A 15,089-nucleotide genomic window follows, 5' to 3' on the forward strand; every position below is an offset into this window, starting at 1 on the left:
AATCCTAAAATTCAACTAATCATTTTATAGTCTATTATTCTGTATTGGATTTTCATGTTTAGCATATTATGCTTGCATATATCACTCATCAATAGGGGGCAGAATGAAGGTCCTTATTTTAGGTAGCGGCGTTATCGGCGTCACCAGTGCCTGGTATCTGGCTCAGGAAGGCCATGAAGTTATCGTTGTCGATCGCCAGCAGAGTGCGGCTGAAGAAACGAGTGCAAGTAATGCCGGGCAGATCTCACCCGGATATGCGACACCCTGGGGAGCACCGGGGATCCCATTAAAAGCAATAAAGTGGATGTTTCAACGACATGCCCCATTAGCTATTCGCCCTGATGGTTCACTATTTCAGTTACGCTGGATGTGGCAAATGCTGCGTAATTGTGATGCCGATCATTATGCTATGAACAAAAGCAGAATGGTACGTCTGGCCGAATATAGTCGTGACTGCATTAAACAATTGAGAGCGGATACAGGCATCCAATATGAAGGGCGTCAAAGTGGTACGCTACAACTATTCAGAACTAATAAGCAGTTTGATAATGCGGTTAATGATATTGCGGTGTTAGAGCAAGAAGGCGTTCCTTATCGGTTACTCACCTCAGAACAATTAGCATCAGCGGAACCTGCACTCGCCCATGTTTCTCGTAAATTGACGGGAGGATTACAGCTTCCTAATGATGAAACTGGTGATTGCCAAATTTTCACAAAAGAACTGGCAAAAATGGCAGAAAAAGCCGGGGTCAGATTTATGTTTAACCGGCAGGTTAAACACATTTTGGTGGATGGCGATAAGATAACAGGTATTCAGTGTGATAATGGCATCATGGCAGCGGATCAGTATGTTATAGCAATGGGCGCCTATTCTACTGAATTATTGAAAGATCTTGTCACAATTCCGGTTTATCCAATGAAAGGTTATTCGCTAACCATGCCGATAATGAATGAAACACGCTCACCTGTTTCAACAGTATTGGATGAAACTTACAAAATAGCCATTACCCGTTTTGATCATCGAATTCGTGTTGGAGGAATGGCAGAAGTCGTTGGTTTTAACCTGAATGTGCTGAAAAACCGTTGTGAAACACTCAAAATGGTAGTAGAGGATCTTTACCCTAATGGTGGCAATATTGCTGAAGCCTCATTCTGGGCTGGATTACGGCCGATGACGCCGGATGGCACTCCCATTGTTGGTCCAACCAAATATCCTAATCTTTATTTAAATACCGGGCATGGAACATTAGGCTGGACGATGGCCTGTGGTTCAGGAAAGTTATTATCTGATTTAATCTCTGGTAAAAAGCCCGAAATTGCAGCAGATGATCTCTCTGTATTCAGATATATCAATGGATTTAATACAAAAGTGCTTCGGATGAAGCATCGTTTACATACTGCGTAAAGTAAATTAGAAGAGGCCATCATGCCACGTCCTATTTTGGCAACCATCCATCTCAACGCACTTCGTCATAATTTGGCGGTTATCCGCCAAAAAGTCGGTAATAGTAAAATTTGGTCGGTAGTGAAAGCGAATGCATATGGGCATGGGTTGGACAGAATATGGCAATCACTCAAACAGTCGGATGGATTTGCACTGCTTGATATGAATGAAGCTACTTATTTGAGAGAGCAGGGGTGGCAGGGGCCAATCCTGTTATTGGAAGGTTTCTTCAATGTTGAAGATTTGCAGATAATTAATCAATATGACCTGACAACCACAGTGCATAGCCATTGGCAACTCAAGGCGATAAAAGAAGCGGAATTAAATAATCCCATTGATATTTATTTGAAACTGAATAGTGGCATGAATCGTCTGGGATTTACCCCAAACGAATATCCGCAGGTAGTTTCAATGACAAATGGGATAAAAAACATTCATTCAGTCACTTTAATGACGCATTTCGCTAATTCCGATAATGAAATTGGTGTTGATGGGCAATTCACCGTTGTTAACCGGCTGAATATGAACTCACTCCCTCACTGTCTGGCTAATTCTGGGGCAGTTTTATGGCATCCGCAAACACACGGAGATTGGGTCAGGCCTGGAATTATTCTGTATGGTGCCTCTCCCAGTGGAAAGTGGCGTGATATTGCGGATGTAGGCTTAAAACCAGCGATGAGTTTAAAAAGTGAAATCATTGCGGTTCATGATCTTCCCAAAGGAGAGAACATTGGTTATGGCAGTCGCTATACCACCCAATATGTCACGCGTGTAGGAACAGTGGCGTGTGGTTATGCTGACGGTTATCCACGACATGCGCCAACAGGAACGCCGATTATTGTCGATGGTATTCGTACTCGCTTGTTGGGGGCTATATCAATGGACATGATGTCGGTTGATTTGACTCCATGCCCACTGGCTACAGTTGGCAGTTCAGTCGAATTATGGGGAGAAAAATTACCGGTGGATGAAGTTGCAGAAGCAGCAGGAACAATTGGTTATGAGCTACTGTGTGCTTTGGCCAAACGTGTTCCGGTAGTTGTGGAATGACGCTGTTTTCTGTCTTTTCAGGCATTTTTTCGTACAGCATTCTGTATGGAAGCTCTGTACGAAATAAATGCCTGTCCAGCCTCCGCACAGCACCGACTCAACTTTTATTTTGGCGACAACGAATAACGGTAGCAAGCCTGCCAGGAGTTCCATTTTTAGAATATAGAGGGGTATTGATACGTGCGGTTTCAACGCAGGCCATATTCTTGTAACCTTCTTTACTGATATCTTGCATGCTACTCGCTAGCTCAGCACCGGGATTCCAGCAGACCACATCACTATGATGATAATGATGGATTTCAATGGTACGTTTCCATAACTCATCTCTAATCAGACTGAAATTTTCTGGCTCTGTATAAATGCGATCCGTTCTTCCTTGAAAAATGAGGTCTTCATCAGTGTATTGCTCTCTGTCTATAACAGTATCAATAAAGTGATGACCTAACCCGCTGATCCGGATTTGATGGATGTTACTGACATTGAAGTAAGAGTGTAGGGCACAAGTGACCTGATAATCTCCATGGGATTCCAGCTCTATTTCGCAAGTCTCCCCCAATTTAAAGCGGGCAATAAGTGTGAATTCATGTGGCCACAACTGTTTTGTGTATGCGCTATCTTGTAGTGTGAACATCAAAATCACACCATTCTCATTTTCATGATGGGCCTTGAATTCCCACGGTAATATCCGGGCAAAACCATGATTTGGTGTGCTCAGAGAGCCAAACCAAGGCCAACAGATGGGAATACCGCCACGAATGGCTGTACCCTCCCGGAGTTTTGTATTATCGCTTAACCATAATACAGGTTTTTCACCACAGGGTTGCCATGCCATAAGATGTGCGCCCTGGATACTGATTGCACCACAGATTTTGGGGTGGGAAACCACAATCAGTGGAAATCCATCAATGCTCCTTTGACTGATATAAGGAGATATTTGTTTTACAACCGGTAATGAGAAAATTTTATCAAGCATCTACATGACCTTATATAAACCTGAATTGGATAATTGGTGAAGGCAAGGATAGCTTATTGTGGTAGAGAGGGAAAATAAAGCCACCTGTAAAGGTGGCTTATTGAATAATTTCTTAAAGTTCAATTAGTTATAGATATGAGCAATCAGATCCAGAACTTTGTTAGAGTAACCCGTTTCGTTATCATACCAAGAAACCAGTTTTACGAAGCTGTCGTTCAGAGCGATACCTGCTTTTGCATCGAATACAGAAGTGAGTTTTTCGCCATTGAAATCGGTAGAAACAACGTCATCTTCAGTGTAGCCCAGAATGCCTTTCAGTTCGCCTTCAGCCGCTTCTTTGATTGCTTCACAGATTTCTTTATAAGTCGCTGGTTTTTCGAGACGAGCAGTCAGGTCAACAACAGAAACGTTAGGAGTCGGCACACGGAAAGACATACCGGTCAGTTTGCCGTTCAGTTCTGGAATAACTTTACCTACTGCTTTTGCAGCACCGGTAGAAGATGGAATGATGTTTTGTGCCGCCCCACGGCCACCGCGCCAATCTTTTGCAGAAGGGCCGTCAACCGTTTTCTGAGTTGCAGTTGTTGCATGAACAGTTGTCATCAAACCTTCAACGATACCAAATTTATCATTGATAACTTTAGCTAGCGGAGCAAGGCAGTTGGTTGTGCAGGATGCGTTGGAAACGATATCCTGACCTGCATAGGCATTGTGATTGACACCCATAACAAACATTGGCGTGTTGTCTTTAGATGGGCCAGTCAGAACAACTTTTTTCGCGCCAGCAGTGATGTGCTTACGTGCAGTTTCGTCAGTCAGGAAAATGCCAGTTGCTTCGGCAACTACATCAACACCTACTTCGTCCCACTTCAGGTTAGCTGGATCTCTCTCAGATGTAACGCGGATGGTTTTGCCGTTAACAACCAGATGACCGTCTTTAACTTCAACAGTCCCGTTGAAGCGGCCGTGGGTTGAATCGTATTTCAGCATGTAAGCCATGTAATCTGCATCTAACAGGTCATTGATTGCAACGATTTCAATGTCAGAACGTTCTTGTGCAGCACGGAAAACAATACGGCCAATACGACCAAAACCGTTAATACCTACTTTGATAGTCATAGTATTCCACCAGCTATTTTTTAGTGAATTAAAAGTTGTTTCTAACGTTACCAAAATCTTGTCAGTCGTCAAGCGGAATCGTGTCAACAATTGAAAAAGATCAATTTAGAAATCACTATTTGAACGCTCCCTATTCAACCGTAACAAACTCTACGCGCATCATTATCAGGGTATAAAACGATATTTAAAGTTACCATTGGTTAGATATGTGAGATTTATCACAATTAGTAAAGTAAATCATGATGTTGAATGCGTTAGAATGCTTTTTAGCATTCTAATATTTGCTTTTTGTTGTTTTCGGTGTTTTTTAATTGAAAATATTGGCCTCAAAAGGTGGTTTCCATGGCTAAAAATATCTCCGTTTCTCTGGAGCAGCTTAGTGAAATGCAGCGTTATGTCACGCAGGAAGCAGGTACTGAGCCGCCATTTTCAGGAAAGCTGTTGCACAACAAAAAAAGGGGTATTTATCATTGTTTGTGTTGTCATCAGCCATTATTTGTTTCTGATACTAAGTTTGATTCTGGATGTGGATGGCCAAGTTTTTACCAGCCAATCAATGATAAATCCATCAAATATATTGATGATTACTCCCATAATATGCATCGAATAGAGGTGCGTTGCAGTCATTGTCAGGCACATTTAGGGCATGTTTTCCCTGATGGCCCTAAACCTACCGGAGAGCGCTTTTGCATTAATTCGGTTGCGTTATGGTTTGTTGATAAGGAAACAGGTGAGGAAACAGCAGGTTAATATTATGACTGCGGGTGTTTTTAAATAGATATATAAGAAATATGAATTGTTCATTGAAATAGAATCGATTCAGCCAAAATATGTAGCCGTAAGGAAATATCAATGAAGTTGGATGATTTACTCTCTGCCATGACGCCTGAGATTTATCAACGATTAGTTCAGGCTGTTGAGTTGGGCAAATGGCAAGATGGTGTTCCATTAACAACAGAGCAGAAAGAAAATAGTTTGCAAATGGTGATGCTTTGGCAAGCCAGGCATAATTATGATCCTGAACATATGACGATTGGCACGGATGGTCAAATTACGATAAAAAGTAAGCAAGAACTGAAGGCTATGTTCCAATCAGAAATGGTTGCTAAGTTAAAACCTCAGTCAGAAGAAGAATGAGCCAGAAGGTTAAAATAATAACCTCGTCCTTTGCAATGAGTTTGCAATAAAAGGACGAGGTTAATTTTGGGTATTTTCAGAAAAAATAACTTAAAAAAGCGTTGTTATTTCACTTAATGAAGTCAACCTGGCTCCTTTGGCTGACATTTCTTCAATGGCTCGTTGGCTATCATCCGCTTGAATATTGACTCCACGGCAACCTTCAACAATCACGTAAGTTTCATACCCATGTTCTAAAGCATCCAAGACCGTAAATTTTACGCAGTAATCAGTGGCAATTCCTAAAATCAACAGGCGATTGATATGTTGCTCTGATAGCCAACTATGTAGTCTGGTAGCATTTTTATGATCGTTATCAAAGAATGCGCTATAGCTATCTATCTGTGAATTTTCGCCTTTATGAAAAATTTTCTGAATAGCAGACTGATTCAGCGCTGGATGGAAGTCTGCACCTAATTGTCCCTGTACACAATGCACAGGCCACCATATCTGAGGGATACCATTCAGTTCCCCCAACTCACCGACAGGTTGACCAGAATTGATGGCAAAACTCATGTGATCGGATGGATGCCAATCTTGAGTTGCGATAATAGTGATATTGTGTTGCTGACACAATTCAATCGCTTTATTTGCCATTTCGATAACTTCTTCGCTTTCCCTGACCGCCAGTGTACCGCCTGTACAGAAGTCATTTTGTAGATCGATAAGTAATAATGCGGTTTTCATTATATGCCTCGACGTATTTTTACTTGTCGGAGTAGCTCAATTCTCCGCGTAGATTCTGCTGCATTAGCGAGCGGATTTCTTCAGTTTCGTAGTGCTGACTCAACAAGTAGTGCAGTTTGGTCAGTGCTGCTTCAAAAGTCATATCATAGCCGCTGATAACGCCTGATGTAGCTAGCGCATGACCATTGGCATAACCTTCCATATTGACCCTTCCAGAGATACATTGTGTTAAATTGACCACAATGATGCCTCGTTCAGTCGCTTCTCTTAAGATTTTTAACAAATCGGAACGCTGTGGGGCATTACCAACACCATAAGAGCGTAAAATCAGTGCCTTGACAGGTTGCATCAGGATATTTTCAACCACCTGACAGGATAATCCCGGATAGATAGTTACAACGCCGATTGGCTGTGATTTGATTTGATGTACGATAAAGTCACCATGATTGGCCGGTATGGGTGCAGTATTTAATGTACGGATATTGATCCCGGCTTCAATGAGTGGAGGGTAATTGGGAGATGAAAAAGCGTTAAAACCATCGGCGTGAGCTTTAACCGTCCTGTTCCCTCGAAACAACTTATTGTTAAAAAACAAGCTAACTTCGTTAACGGGATAATTAGCTGCCAGGTACAGTGCATTCAACAAATTTGTCTGACCATCTGAACGCAGCGCTTCTAAAGGTATTTGTGACCCTGTCACGATAACGGGTTTGTTTAGGTTTTCAAACATGAAAGAGAGTGCTGAGGTAGTGAAAGCCATGGTATCTGTCCCATGCAGGATCACAAAACCATCGTAATCATGGTAATTCTGGTCAATATCGTTGGCGATAATCCCCCAATCATCCGGACTCATGTCAGAAGAGTCGATAAGAGGATGGTGTTCACGGATCGTGAACGTTGGCATTTCTGGACGGTGGAATTCCGGCATCTGTGCAAGTTGCCGTTGTAAATGACCAGAGACAGGAATGTAACCATTGGGAGAATGCTGCATCCCAATTGTGCCACCTGTATAAACAACATAGATAGATTTCTTCTGCATGGAAGTACCCCAATAACAGTACCTGATAAAAATATTCAGCCGATTATAGGGGGTATATGGAATAAAAAAAGCCTGATATATAAAGATCAGGCTCTTGGGTATAACTGTTATCGCATTTTAGAAATAATTTTCTAGCGAATATTCTCGCAATTCAGGCAGAATGCATAAACATGCTGTGGATCATTCATGCGATTATAAAATACTGCTTGCTGTTTCATATCTTGTGCAACCTGAGCAAATGGTGCCGGCAACATTGATTGCAGAATATTTGGCATAATTGCCTGAGCAGATGAAGAAAACTCTAGCATGAGTTTTTCAGTGAGAGAAAGCTCTGGCTGCATCCAGTCTAATGATGCTGTTTTGAGGCCTGCTAATTCAACAGCTTTCTTCACTGCATCATCGAAATCGCCTAATTGATCGACCAAGCCATTCTTTTTCGCATCACTACCACTCCAGACACGACCTTCGGCGATTTTTTTAATCTCATCTACTGGCTTATGCCGGGAATTTGCTACCAGCTCGATAAATTGGTTGTAGCCGTTTTCAATCGACAATTGCATAACGTCAGAAAACAGAGGGTTTATACCTTTTGTTAATGAAATATCTGCCAGTGGATGTGTTGAAACACCATCTGTATTTACACCAAGGTGATCCAGGCTTTTTTCAAAGGTATTGAAGGCACCGAAAACACCAATGGAGCCAGTTAAAGTATTTGGTGATGCAATAATGTAGTTAGCTGGTGTGGATACCCAGTATCCCCCTGATGCCGCAAGACCCCCCATTGAAACAACGATGGGTTTTTGATTGACCTTTTTACCATTTTCATCAGTACCTTCCCGAATTGCCATGAGTTCACTGCGGATGAGTTCAGATGCACCGATACTGCCGCCAGGGCTGTTTACACGTAATATAATGGCTTTGATTTCGGGATTCATACGTGCTTCTCGCAGTTGTGCTGCGATTGTATCACCACCAGCTATGCCATTGGATTGTTTACCATCCATGATTGCACCTTCAACTATGATCACCGCAATGTTGCCATTGTTTTGATAACTATTTTGGACTGGCTGTTTAGCAATATAGTCATTAATACTGACGTAGTTGAAATGCTGATTTTGTTTATCCCAACCAAATTGATGTATCAATTTCTTTTCAATGACATTCAGAGGCGCAATTTTATCTACTAAACCGTTTTGAAACGCATAGAGTGCACTATTTCCTCCAGCTTTATGGAGTTTTTCAATAAACGTTGAAGGGGCAGGAAGGACTTTGTCAAGAGGCATTTTCCTGTTGGTGGCAATAACTTGCCGGTAATTGTTCCAAAGTTCATTAAGCCAGAGCGTATCTGCTTTACGGGCATCATCTGACATATCATTCCGCATCATTGGTTCTACTGCTGATTTGTATGTACCAACACGGAAAATGTGAGTGGAAACTTTCAGATTTTCTAATAATGATTTATAGAACAGACGGTTGTTTGAGAAGCCATGAAGGGACACACTCCCCTGTGGAGCAAGGAATATTTCGTTTGCGTAACTGGCTAAATAATATTGTGCCTGGCTATAGTTATTTCCGATGGCAATAACTGGTTTACCTGAAGCCTTAAATTCATTGATGACTTTGCCTATATATCTCATAGAAGACTGATCGGCACCAATAAAGTCATCTAACTTCAATACCATACCGGTAATTTTAGGGTCACTTTTCGCCCGGCGGATACTATCAACAATATCGAACACAGAGGTTTCCTGTGAACGGCTGCTGGAGGAGTCAACAAGATCCCGTCCGAGTTGATCCAGTGGATTGAGAACAGTCACTTGATCAACAACGATACCGGATAAGTTGACATATAATGCCCCATTATAATCATTGTTTAAGCGGAACTGCTCTTTGTATATGAGAATGCCAGTGGCGACTAATACAACCAATAGGACAAAAATCAGGTTGGAAATAAATTGGCGAACGAAATTTAGCAGTTTCCAACTCCATTTAAATATTGCTGCTATAAACTTCCATAAAGTACGCATATCGTCTCCAGTTATGGGGTCAAATAGGATTATCCTAATCAGCTAGCTGATAAATGTCAGCTGGAATTCACGAGAATGATTGAAAAAATAATAATATCTACTCTTTCATTCAGTAACGAATAAACAGAGAATGTTGGGTCGTGATAGGTTAACTTATTCAGGAGGAAATTATGAATGCTTTGGAACTTTTATTGAATCGTCGTTCTGTTTCTCGTTTAACCGTTCCAGCTCCGAAAGGAGAGGCATTGCAACATATTCTTGCGGCGGGAATGCGAGCACCAGATCATGGAGCATTACGTCCCTGGCATTTTATTGTAATGCAGGGGGAAGGGATTGATAAATTCAGTAAATTACTTAAAAAATCAGCAATTGAAGGCGATATGGGTGAAGATGTGGTGGAAAAAGCAACAAATGCACCTTATCGTGCACCTATGATTATTACTGTTATTGCCAAAGTTGTTGAACACGTGAAAGTGCCTGCCTGGGAACAAGTTGTGGCGGCAGGTTGTTCAGTTCATGCCATGCAAATGGCTGCGGTGGCTCAGGGGTTTGGTGGAATATGGCGTTCTGGCTCCTGGACTGAAGATCCAACAGTTAGAGCGGGTTTGGGATGTGAAGAAAATGATAAAATTGTTGGATTCCTCTATTTGGGTACACCGGAACTTAAAGCTCCGATGAAAGTTTCAACACCAGATTTAACGGGTTTTGTCAGTTACTTCTAAAGTGACTGATGATATTGCCAGATGCGGTGGATCAGATGTGGTGGGGAAGATGAAAGTCGCCACATCAATCCACTTCTTTTAGTTTAATTGCCGTAGATGAACTGATTTAACCACGCTCGAACAAGGTATTGATTGAAGTTTTGAATAATTCTATGCGTCTTTTTATTGCAGAAAAACCTAGTCTGGCACGAGCCATTGCCGATGTTTTACCCAAACCTCATCGTCGGGGTGATGGGTTTATTGAGTGTGGTAATAACCAATTTGTTACCTGGTGTGTAGGCCATTTGTTAGAGCAGTCTGAGCCAGATGCTTACAATAGCCGTTATGCACGTTGGGTATTGGCTGATTTACCGATCATTCCTGAAAAATGGCAGTTGAAACCACGCGCAACGGTTGCCAAACAACTTAATACGATTAAATCTCTTCTGGAAAGGGCTGATGAAATTATCCATGCCGGAGACCCTGATCGTGAAGGTCAATTACTGGTGGATGAAGTATTGGATTTTTTGCATTTGGATAATAATAAAAAGCAAAATGTCCAACGCTGCCTGATCAACGACTTAAATCCACAGGCGGTACTTAAAGCGGTTGAGCGTTTAAGGAGTAACCGGGAATTTATTCCTCTATGTGTTTCAGCACTCGCCAGAGCTAGAGCGGACTGGCTCTATGGCATTAATATGACTCGTGCTTATACATTGCTAGGGCAGAATGCCGGCTATCAAGGGGTGTTATCTGTCGGACGTGTTCAGACCCCGGTTCTGGGGTTGGTTGTTCGTCGTGATGAGGAAATAGAGCATTTTGTGCCGAAAGATTTCTTTGAGGTCAAAGCTTATATTGTTACTCCGAAAGAAGAACGGTTTACGGCTGTATGGCAACCCAGTGAATCCTGTGTTGATTTTCAGGATGAAGAAGGTCGGATTATCCATCGGCCTTTAGCAGAGCATGTTGTGGCGCGTATTACAGGGCAACCCGCTTATGTTACTGCGTATCAGGATAAACGAGAATCAGAAACGGCACCATTACCGTTTTCTCTCTCTTCATTACAGATTGAAGCAGCCAGGCGCTTTGGTTTAAGTGCTCAGGATGTGCTGGATATTTGTCAGCGACTTTATGAAACGCATAAATTAATCACTTATCCACGTTCTGATTGTCGTTACTTGCCGGAAGAGCATTTTGCGGGGCGTCAGGCTGTCTTAAATGCTATTTCAGTTCATACCACGCATTTATTACCACAAGAAGCGTTGGACACGGAGAAAAAGAACCGCTGTTGGGATGATAAAAAAGTTGATGCTCATCATGCGATTATTCCCACAGCCCGAAGCAGCCAGATCAATTTGACGGAAAATGAACACCATATTTATGGATTGATTGCCAGACAGTACTTGATGCAGTTTTTCCCGGATGCGGTATTTCGCAAGTGTACGATCGAGCTTGATATTGCAGGTGGAAAATTCATAGCAAAAGCTCGTTTTCTGGCAGAGGCTGGCTGGAGAACCTTATTGGGTAATAAGGAGCGAGATGAGGAAAATGAAGGCACTCCGCTGCCTGTTGTTGCCAAAGGTGATGAACTCTTATGTGAAAAAGGAGAAGTGGTGGAGAGGCAGACTCAGCCACCACGTCCTTTTACTGATGCGACTTTATTGTCTGCAATGACAGGAATTGCCCGATTTGTACAAGATAAAGCACTAAAAAAAGTGTTACGAGCAACAGATGGTCTGGGTACAGAAGCAACGAGAGCAGGTATTATTGAATTACTGTTTAAACGAGAATTTCTGTACAAAAAAGGGCGCTATATCCATGCAACCCCTGCGGGGCGGGCGCTTATCCATGTATTACCTGATATGGCTGTACTGCCCGATATGACAGCGCATTGGGAGTCAAAACTAACACAAATCAGTGAAAAACAAGTCCGCTATCAGGATTTTATGTTGCCTCTTCACGAAACGTTGCAGCAGTTGATTTGGCAGGCAAAACAGTATCGAAATTTGAAGGCTTTTAGGGAGTTACCTCCTGTTTCCGTGAAAGGAAAAAAGAGTAAAAAGAAGAAAACAAAAACTGACAAAGCCGGGTAGATAAGATCAAAACGATGCAATTAAAAATACTGTAGAAAAATCCAGCACCGCCAACTCCGGTGCTGGATTTTATTATTTTGAGAATCAAATTTTAAATTCAGCCCAAACAGGAGCGTGATCAGATGGTTTTTCCATGCTACGGATACCATAATCTATACCAGCAGAAAGGCATTTTTCCGCTAGTGGACGGCTGGCAAGCAACAAGTCAATGCGAAGCCCCCGATTATCGTCGAACCCTTTCGAGCGATAATCAAACCAAGAGAATTGATCATTGATTTCAGGATGATGAGCGCGAAACGTATCAACGAGCCCCCAACTTTTAAGGCGTTCCATCCACTCTCTTTCTTCCGGTAAGAAAGAACATTTTCCCGTTTTCAACCAGCGTTTTTGGTTATTTTCACCGATCCCAATATCAAGATCAGTCGGACTGATATTCATATCACCCATAATAAGAATATTGGATTCTGGGGATTGTTTTCTTTCCAGGTAGGTTTGTAAATCTTGGTAGAATTTTGCTTTTGCAGGAAATTTGACCGGGTGATCACGGCTTTCACCTTGTGGAAAGTAACCATTAATTACAGTTAATGAGCCTAAAGGTGTTTCAATATCTGCCATGATAATACGACGCTGCGCATCATCCTCATCTGTAGGAAAACCTTTCTGAACTTCAATTGGCTTCTGGCGTGTCAGCAGGGCCACACCGTAATGGGATTTTTGACCGTGATAGAAGACATGGTAACCAAGTTTGCTAACTTCTTCCAAAGGGAACATTTCATCATGAACTTTTGTTTCTTGTAATCCAATTACGTCAGGCTGATGTTGTTCAACAATCGCGGTAAGCTGATGAGGACGTGCCCGCAGGCCATTAATATTGAATGATACAAATTTCATACCGTTATAATCACCTATAGAATATTTATCTTTTTAATCTTAACAGATATAAAAAAGGATGTAACCATTTATTAAATAATAATTTTAAGTAGGTTATCTTGATATTTCACTATTTTACTCTTATATGTAATGTTATATTGAGTATAATACGCCTATTACTCAAATTTAGAGTATGTAATCATGATAAATAATAAAAAACACGTGATGAGCAAATAATTAATTAATGTATAAATACTTATTTAATTAATCATTCTTTGTTATATTCAACGCTTGGTATTATGTTTTTAGGTAAGTGTTTTTATTCTTGAAATTTATTCTGTGTCACGCATTACAAAAAATAATTAATGAAAAAGTAGAAGAGTTAATCAATCTCTGATAGAAAATTGAACTTGTAGACCATGTTTATATTTATTAATGGTTTACATTCACGATGGAATATTCATCATGATACAGGTGAATAATATAGTTCATCTGAACCGCATTTTTGCATCAGGGGCTGGCATTACATATAAATGCCATTTGAAAAATAGCTATTTTTATTGTACAAAATTATACCTTCACAATATCAAGTTTGATTTAGCGGTTACCTGATGAGAAGGCCATTTCAAGGAAATTATTTTAGCCACAAGTTACATAGGAACGGTGAATTATGTTTTTTTCTCGTAAATTAGAAGCATTCATGGCGGTGGTGGAAATGGGTTCTTTAAGCAAAGCGGCAAGAGTGATGAACCGTACGACTCCCCCAGTTGCTAAATCAATTAAAGACTTTGAGGCGACGTTAGGAAAGCGCTTATTTAAAAGGGAGAAGTTTGGGATGATACTGACTAAAGACGGAGTGGAACTATATAATGACTTAAAAGAACTTTATTTGAAAGAAAAAGAAATTACAAAGAAACACTTTAGCGGAACTATTTGTAACAGCGTCAATATCTACTACGACTGGGGGAAAGACAGGCACCTGATTTCACTTTATAAAGCAGCAGACAGAAATAATGCTCAAGTTAATATATTACGCTTTAGTTATGATAACATTGATGAAATAGTTGACTATGAAGGCAATACGATAATTTTAAGCTCGGAAAAAATACTCAGTGATAGATTCAGTTTGGTTCGTAAAATTGAAGGGCAGAATTTAGGTATTTGCTGCCGTCAAGAGTTAATTGATGAAGCCAATGGTGATTTAACTCAATTATTGAAAAAGAAAACGTGGTTGTGTGATCCAGTTCTCTATAAAAGCGATTTTATAAAGAATTTGGAAGAGGATATGATAAAAAACGGAGAGAAAGTTAATATAAGGCAAATGGACAATATGGAGTGCTGTCTTAATTTCATTCAATCCAAAGATTATATTTTTATTACAGATGCCCGTTCTGGTGCGTTGGAGGAAGGAAAAAGCCTGGGCTTTATTCCAATATCACGAGCTGATGCAGTTAATCAGTGTTACGTTTATAAATCTAAATCCCATTCAAGCGTGTTAAATCGTTTTATCGACTCCGTTAGTGATATGGAGTAACCGATTGCATAAGCGGAGCAAATTGCAGATCCTCCAGAGCTCCGCTATTGGTGTTTGGTGAACACGTTAATTTTACGATATCCATTTGCTCATTGAGTAAATTAGATTGTTCTTCCCCCAAGCAGTATATCTGTTAGCTTTAACAGTAAATGCAGATAATGGAATATACCTTAAGATATGGTGGGGGAAGGATGATGCACCATTTCTCGTTTTTCACCTTCCGGTTAACGTACTGGGCGTAATATCACTTCGCTGTGTTCGATTCTTAATCTAAATTTTGCTCGAAGACTCTCATTCTTCCTCTCAGTGAGCATAAATGTTTTTTTATTCAAGAGTGGGTAAGATGACATAACTAGATGGTGGTGGGGGAAGGATT

13 protein-coding genes are annotated in these 15,089 nt (G+C 41.0%); 7 read left to right on the forward strand and 6 right to left on the reverse strand.

All coding sequences use genetic code 11. The annotated features are described in order from the left end of the window. Positions 1-103 precede the first annotated feature (103 nt). Positions 104-1,405, forward strand: coding sequence for a D-amino acid dehydrogenase (locus AAC147_RS14940; protein WP_047682524.1), 1,302 nt, complete (start codon positions 104-106; stop codon positions 1,403-1,405). Between the two features lie 21 nt (positions 1,406-1,426). Further along, positions 1,427-2,494: an alanine racemase gene (alr, locus tag AAC147_RS14945; RefSeq protein ID WP_047682526.1), complete on the forward strand. Its 1,068-nt coding sequence runs from the start codon at positions 1,427-1,429 to the stop codon at positions 2,492-2,494. Positions 2,495-2,591: 97 nt separating this feature from the next. Here the strand turns inward: alr and AAC147_RS14950 are convergent, their stop codons facing one another. Continuing rightward, on the reverse strand, positions 2,592-3,467 hold the full coding sequence (locus AAC147_RS14950; RefSeq protein ID WP_047682528.1) for a D-hexose-6-phosphate mutarotase: 876 nt from the start codon (positions 3,465-3,467) through the stop codon (positions 2,592-2,594). A 123-nt stretch (positions 3,468-3,590) separates the two neighbouring features. Next, positions 3,591-4,586, reverse strand: a complete 996-nt coding sequence (gene gapA, locus AAC147_RS14955) for a glyceraldehyde-3-phosphate dehydrogenase (protein WP_047682530.1) — start codon at positions 4,584-4,586, stop codon at positions 3,591-3,593. A gap of 342 nt (positions 4,587-4,928) precedes the next feature. Here gapA and msrB point away from each other — a divergent pair, with 342 nt between their 5' ends. After that, positions 4,929-5,336: a peptide-methionine (R)-S-oxide reductase MsrB gene (gene msrB, locus AAC147_RS14960; protein ID WP_047682532.1), complete on the forward strand. Its 408-nt coding sequence runs from the start codon at positions 4,929-4,931 to the stop codon at positions 5,334-5,336. A gap of 102 nt (positions 5,337-5,438) precedes the next feature. Beyond that, positions 5,439-5,723, forward strand: coding sequence for a YeaC family protein (locus tag AAC147_RS14965; RefSeq protein ID WP_047682534.1), 285 nt, complete (start codon positions 5,439-5,441; stop codon positions 5,721-5,723). Between the two features lie 90 nt (positions 5,724-5,813). On the opposite strand, the gene pncA is transcribed toward AAC147_RS14965, so the two are convergent. From pncA to sppA, 3 genes are all read right to left on the reverse strand, one after another. Beyond that, positions 5,814-6,449 carry a bifunctional nicotinamidase/pyrazinamidase gene (pncA, locus tag AAC147_RS14970; RefSeq protein ID WP_047682536.1) on the reverse strand — a complete coding sequence of 212 codons (636 nt, stop codon included), beginning with the start codon at positions 6,447-6,449 and terminating at the stop codon, positions 5,814-5,816. A gap of 19 nt (positions 6,450-6,468) precedes the next feature. Then, positions 6,469-7,488, reverse strand: coding sequence for an asparaginase (ansA, locus tag AAC147_RS14975; protein ID WP_047682538.1), 1,020 nt, complete (start codon positions 7,486-7,488; stop codon positions 6,469-6,471). Between the two features lie 131 nt (positions 7,489-7,619). Continuing rightward, entirely contained in the window at positions 7,620-9,515 is a 1,896-nt protein-coding gene (gene sppA / locus AAC147_RS14980; protein ID WP_047682540.1) for a signal peptide peptidase SppA, read from the reverse strand. Between the two features lie 170 nt (positions 9,516-9,685). Between sppA and AAC147_RS14985 the strand changes: the two genes are divergently transcribed. Continuing rightward, positions 9,686-10,237 carry an NAD(P)H nitroreductase gene (locus AAC147_RS14985; RefSeq protein ID WP_047682542.1) on the forward strand — a complete coding sequence of 184 codons (552 nt, stop codon included), beginning with the start codon at positions 9,686-9,688 and terminating at the stop codon, positions 10,235-10,237. A gap of 152 nt (positions 10,238-10,389) precedes the next feature. Then, positions 10,390-12,309: a DNA topoisomerase III gene (locus tag AAC147_RS14990; RefSeq protein WP_047682544.1), complete on the forward strand. Its 1,920-nt coding sequence runs from the start codon at positions 10,390-10,392 to the stop codon at positions 12,307-12,309. 84 nt (positions 12,310-12,393) lie between these two features. Here the strand turns inward: AAC147_RS14990 and xthA are convergent, their stop codons facing one another. Next, a complete protein-coding gene (gene xthA, locus AAC147_RS14995) occupies positions 12,394-13,200 on the reverse strand; it encodes an exodeoxyribonuclease III (RefSeq protein WP_047682546.1) in 807 nt (268 codons plus the stop codon). Between the two features lie 649 nt (positions 13,201-13,849). Between xthA and AAC147_RS15000 the strand changes: the two genes are divergently transcribed. After that, a complete protein-coding gene (locus tag AAC147_RS15000) occupies positions 13,850-14,713 on the forward strand; it encodes a helix-turn-helix domain-containing protein (protein ID WP_038270174.1) in 864 nt (287 codons plus the stop codon). Positions 14,714-15,089 lie beyond the last annotated feature (376 nt).

The organism is Xenorhabdus sp. NBAII XenSa04, assembly GCF_963866145.1.
Classification (GTDB): Bacteria; Pseudomonadota; Gammaproteobacteria; order Enterobacterales; family Enterobacteriaceae; genus Xenorhabdus; species Xenorhabdus indica.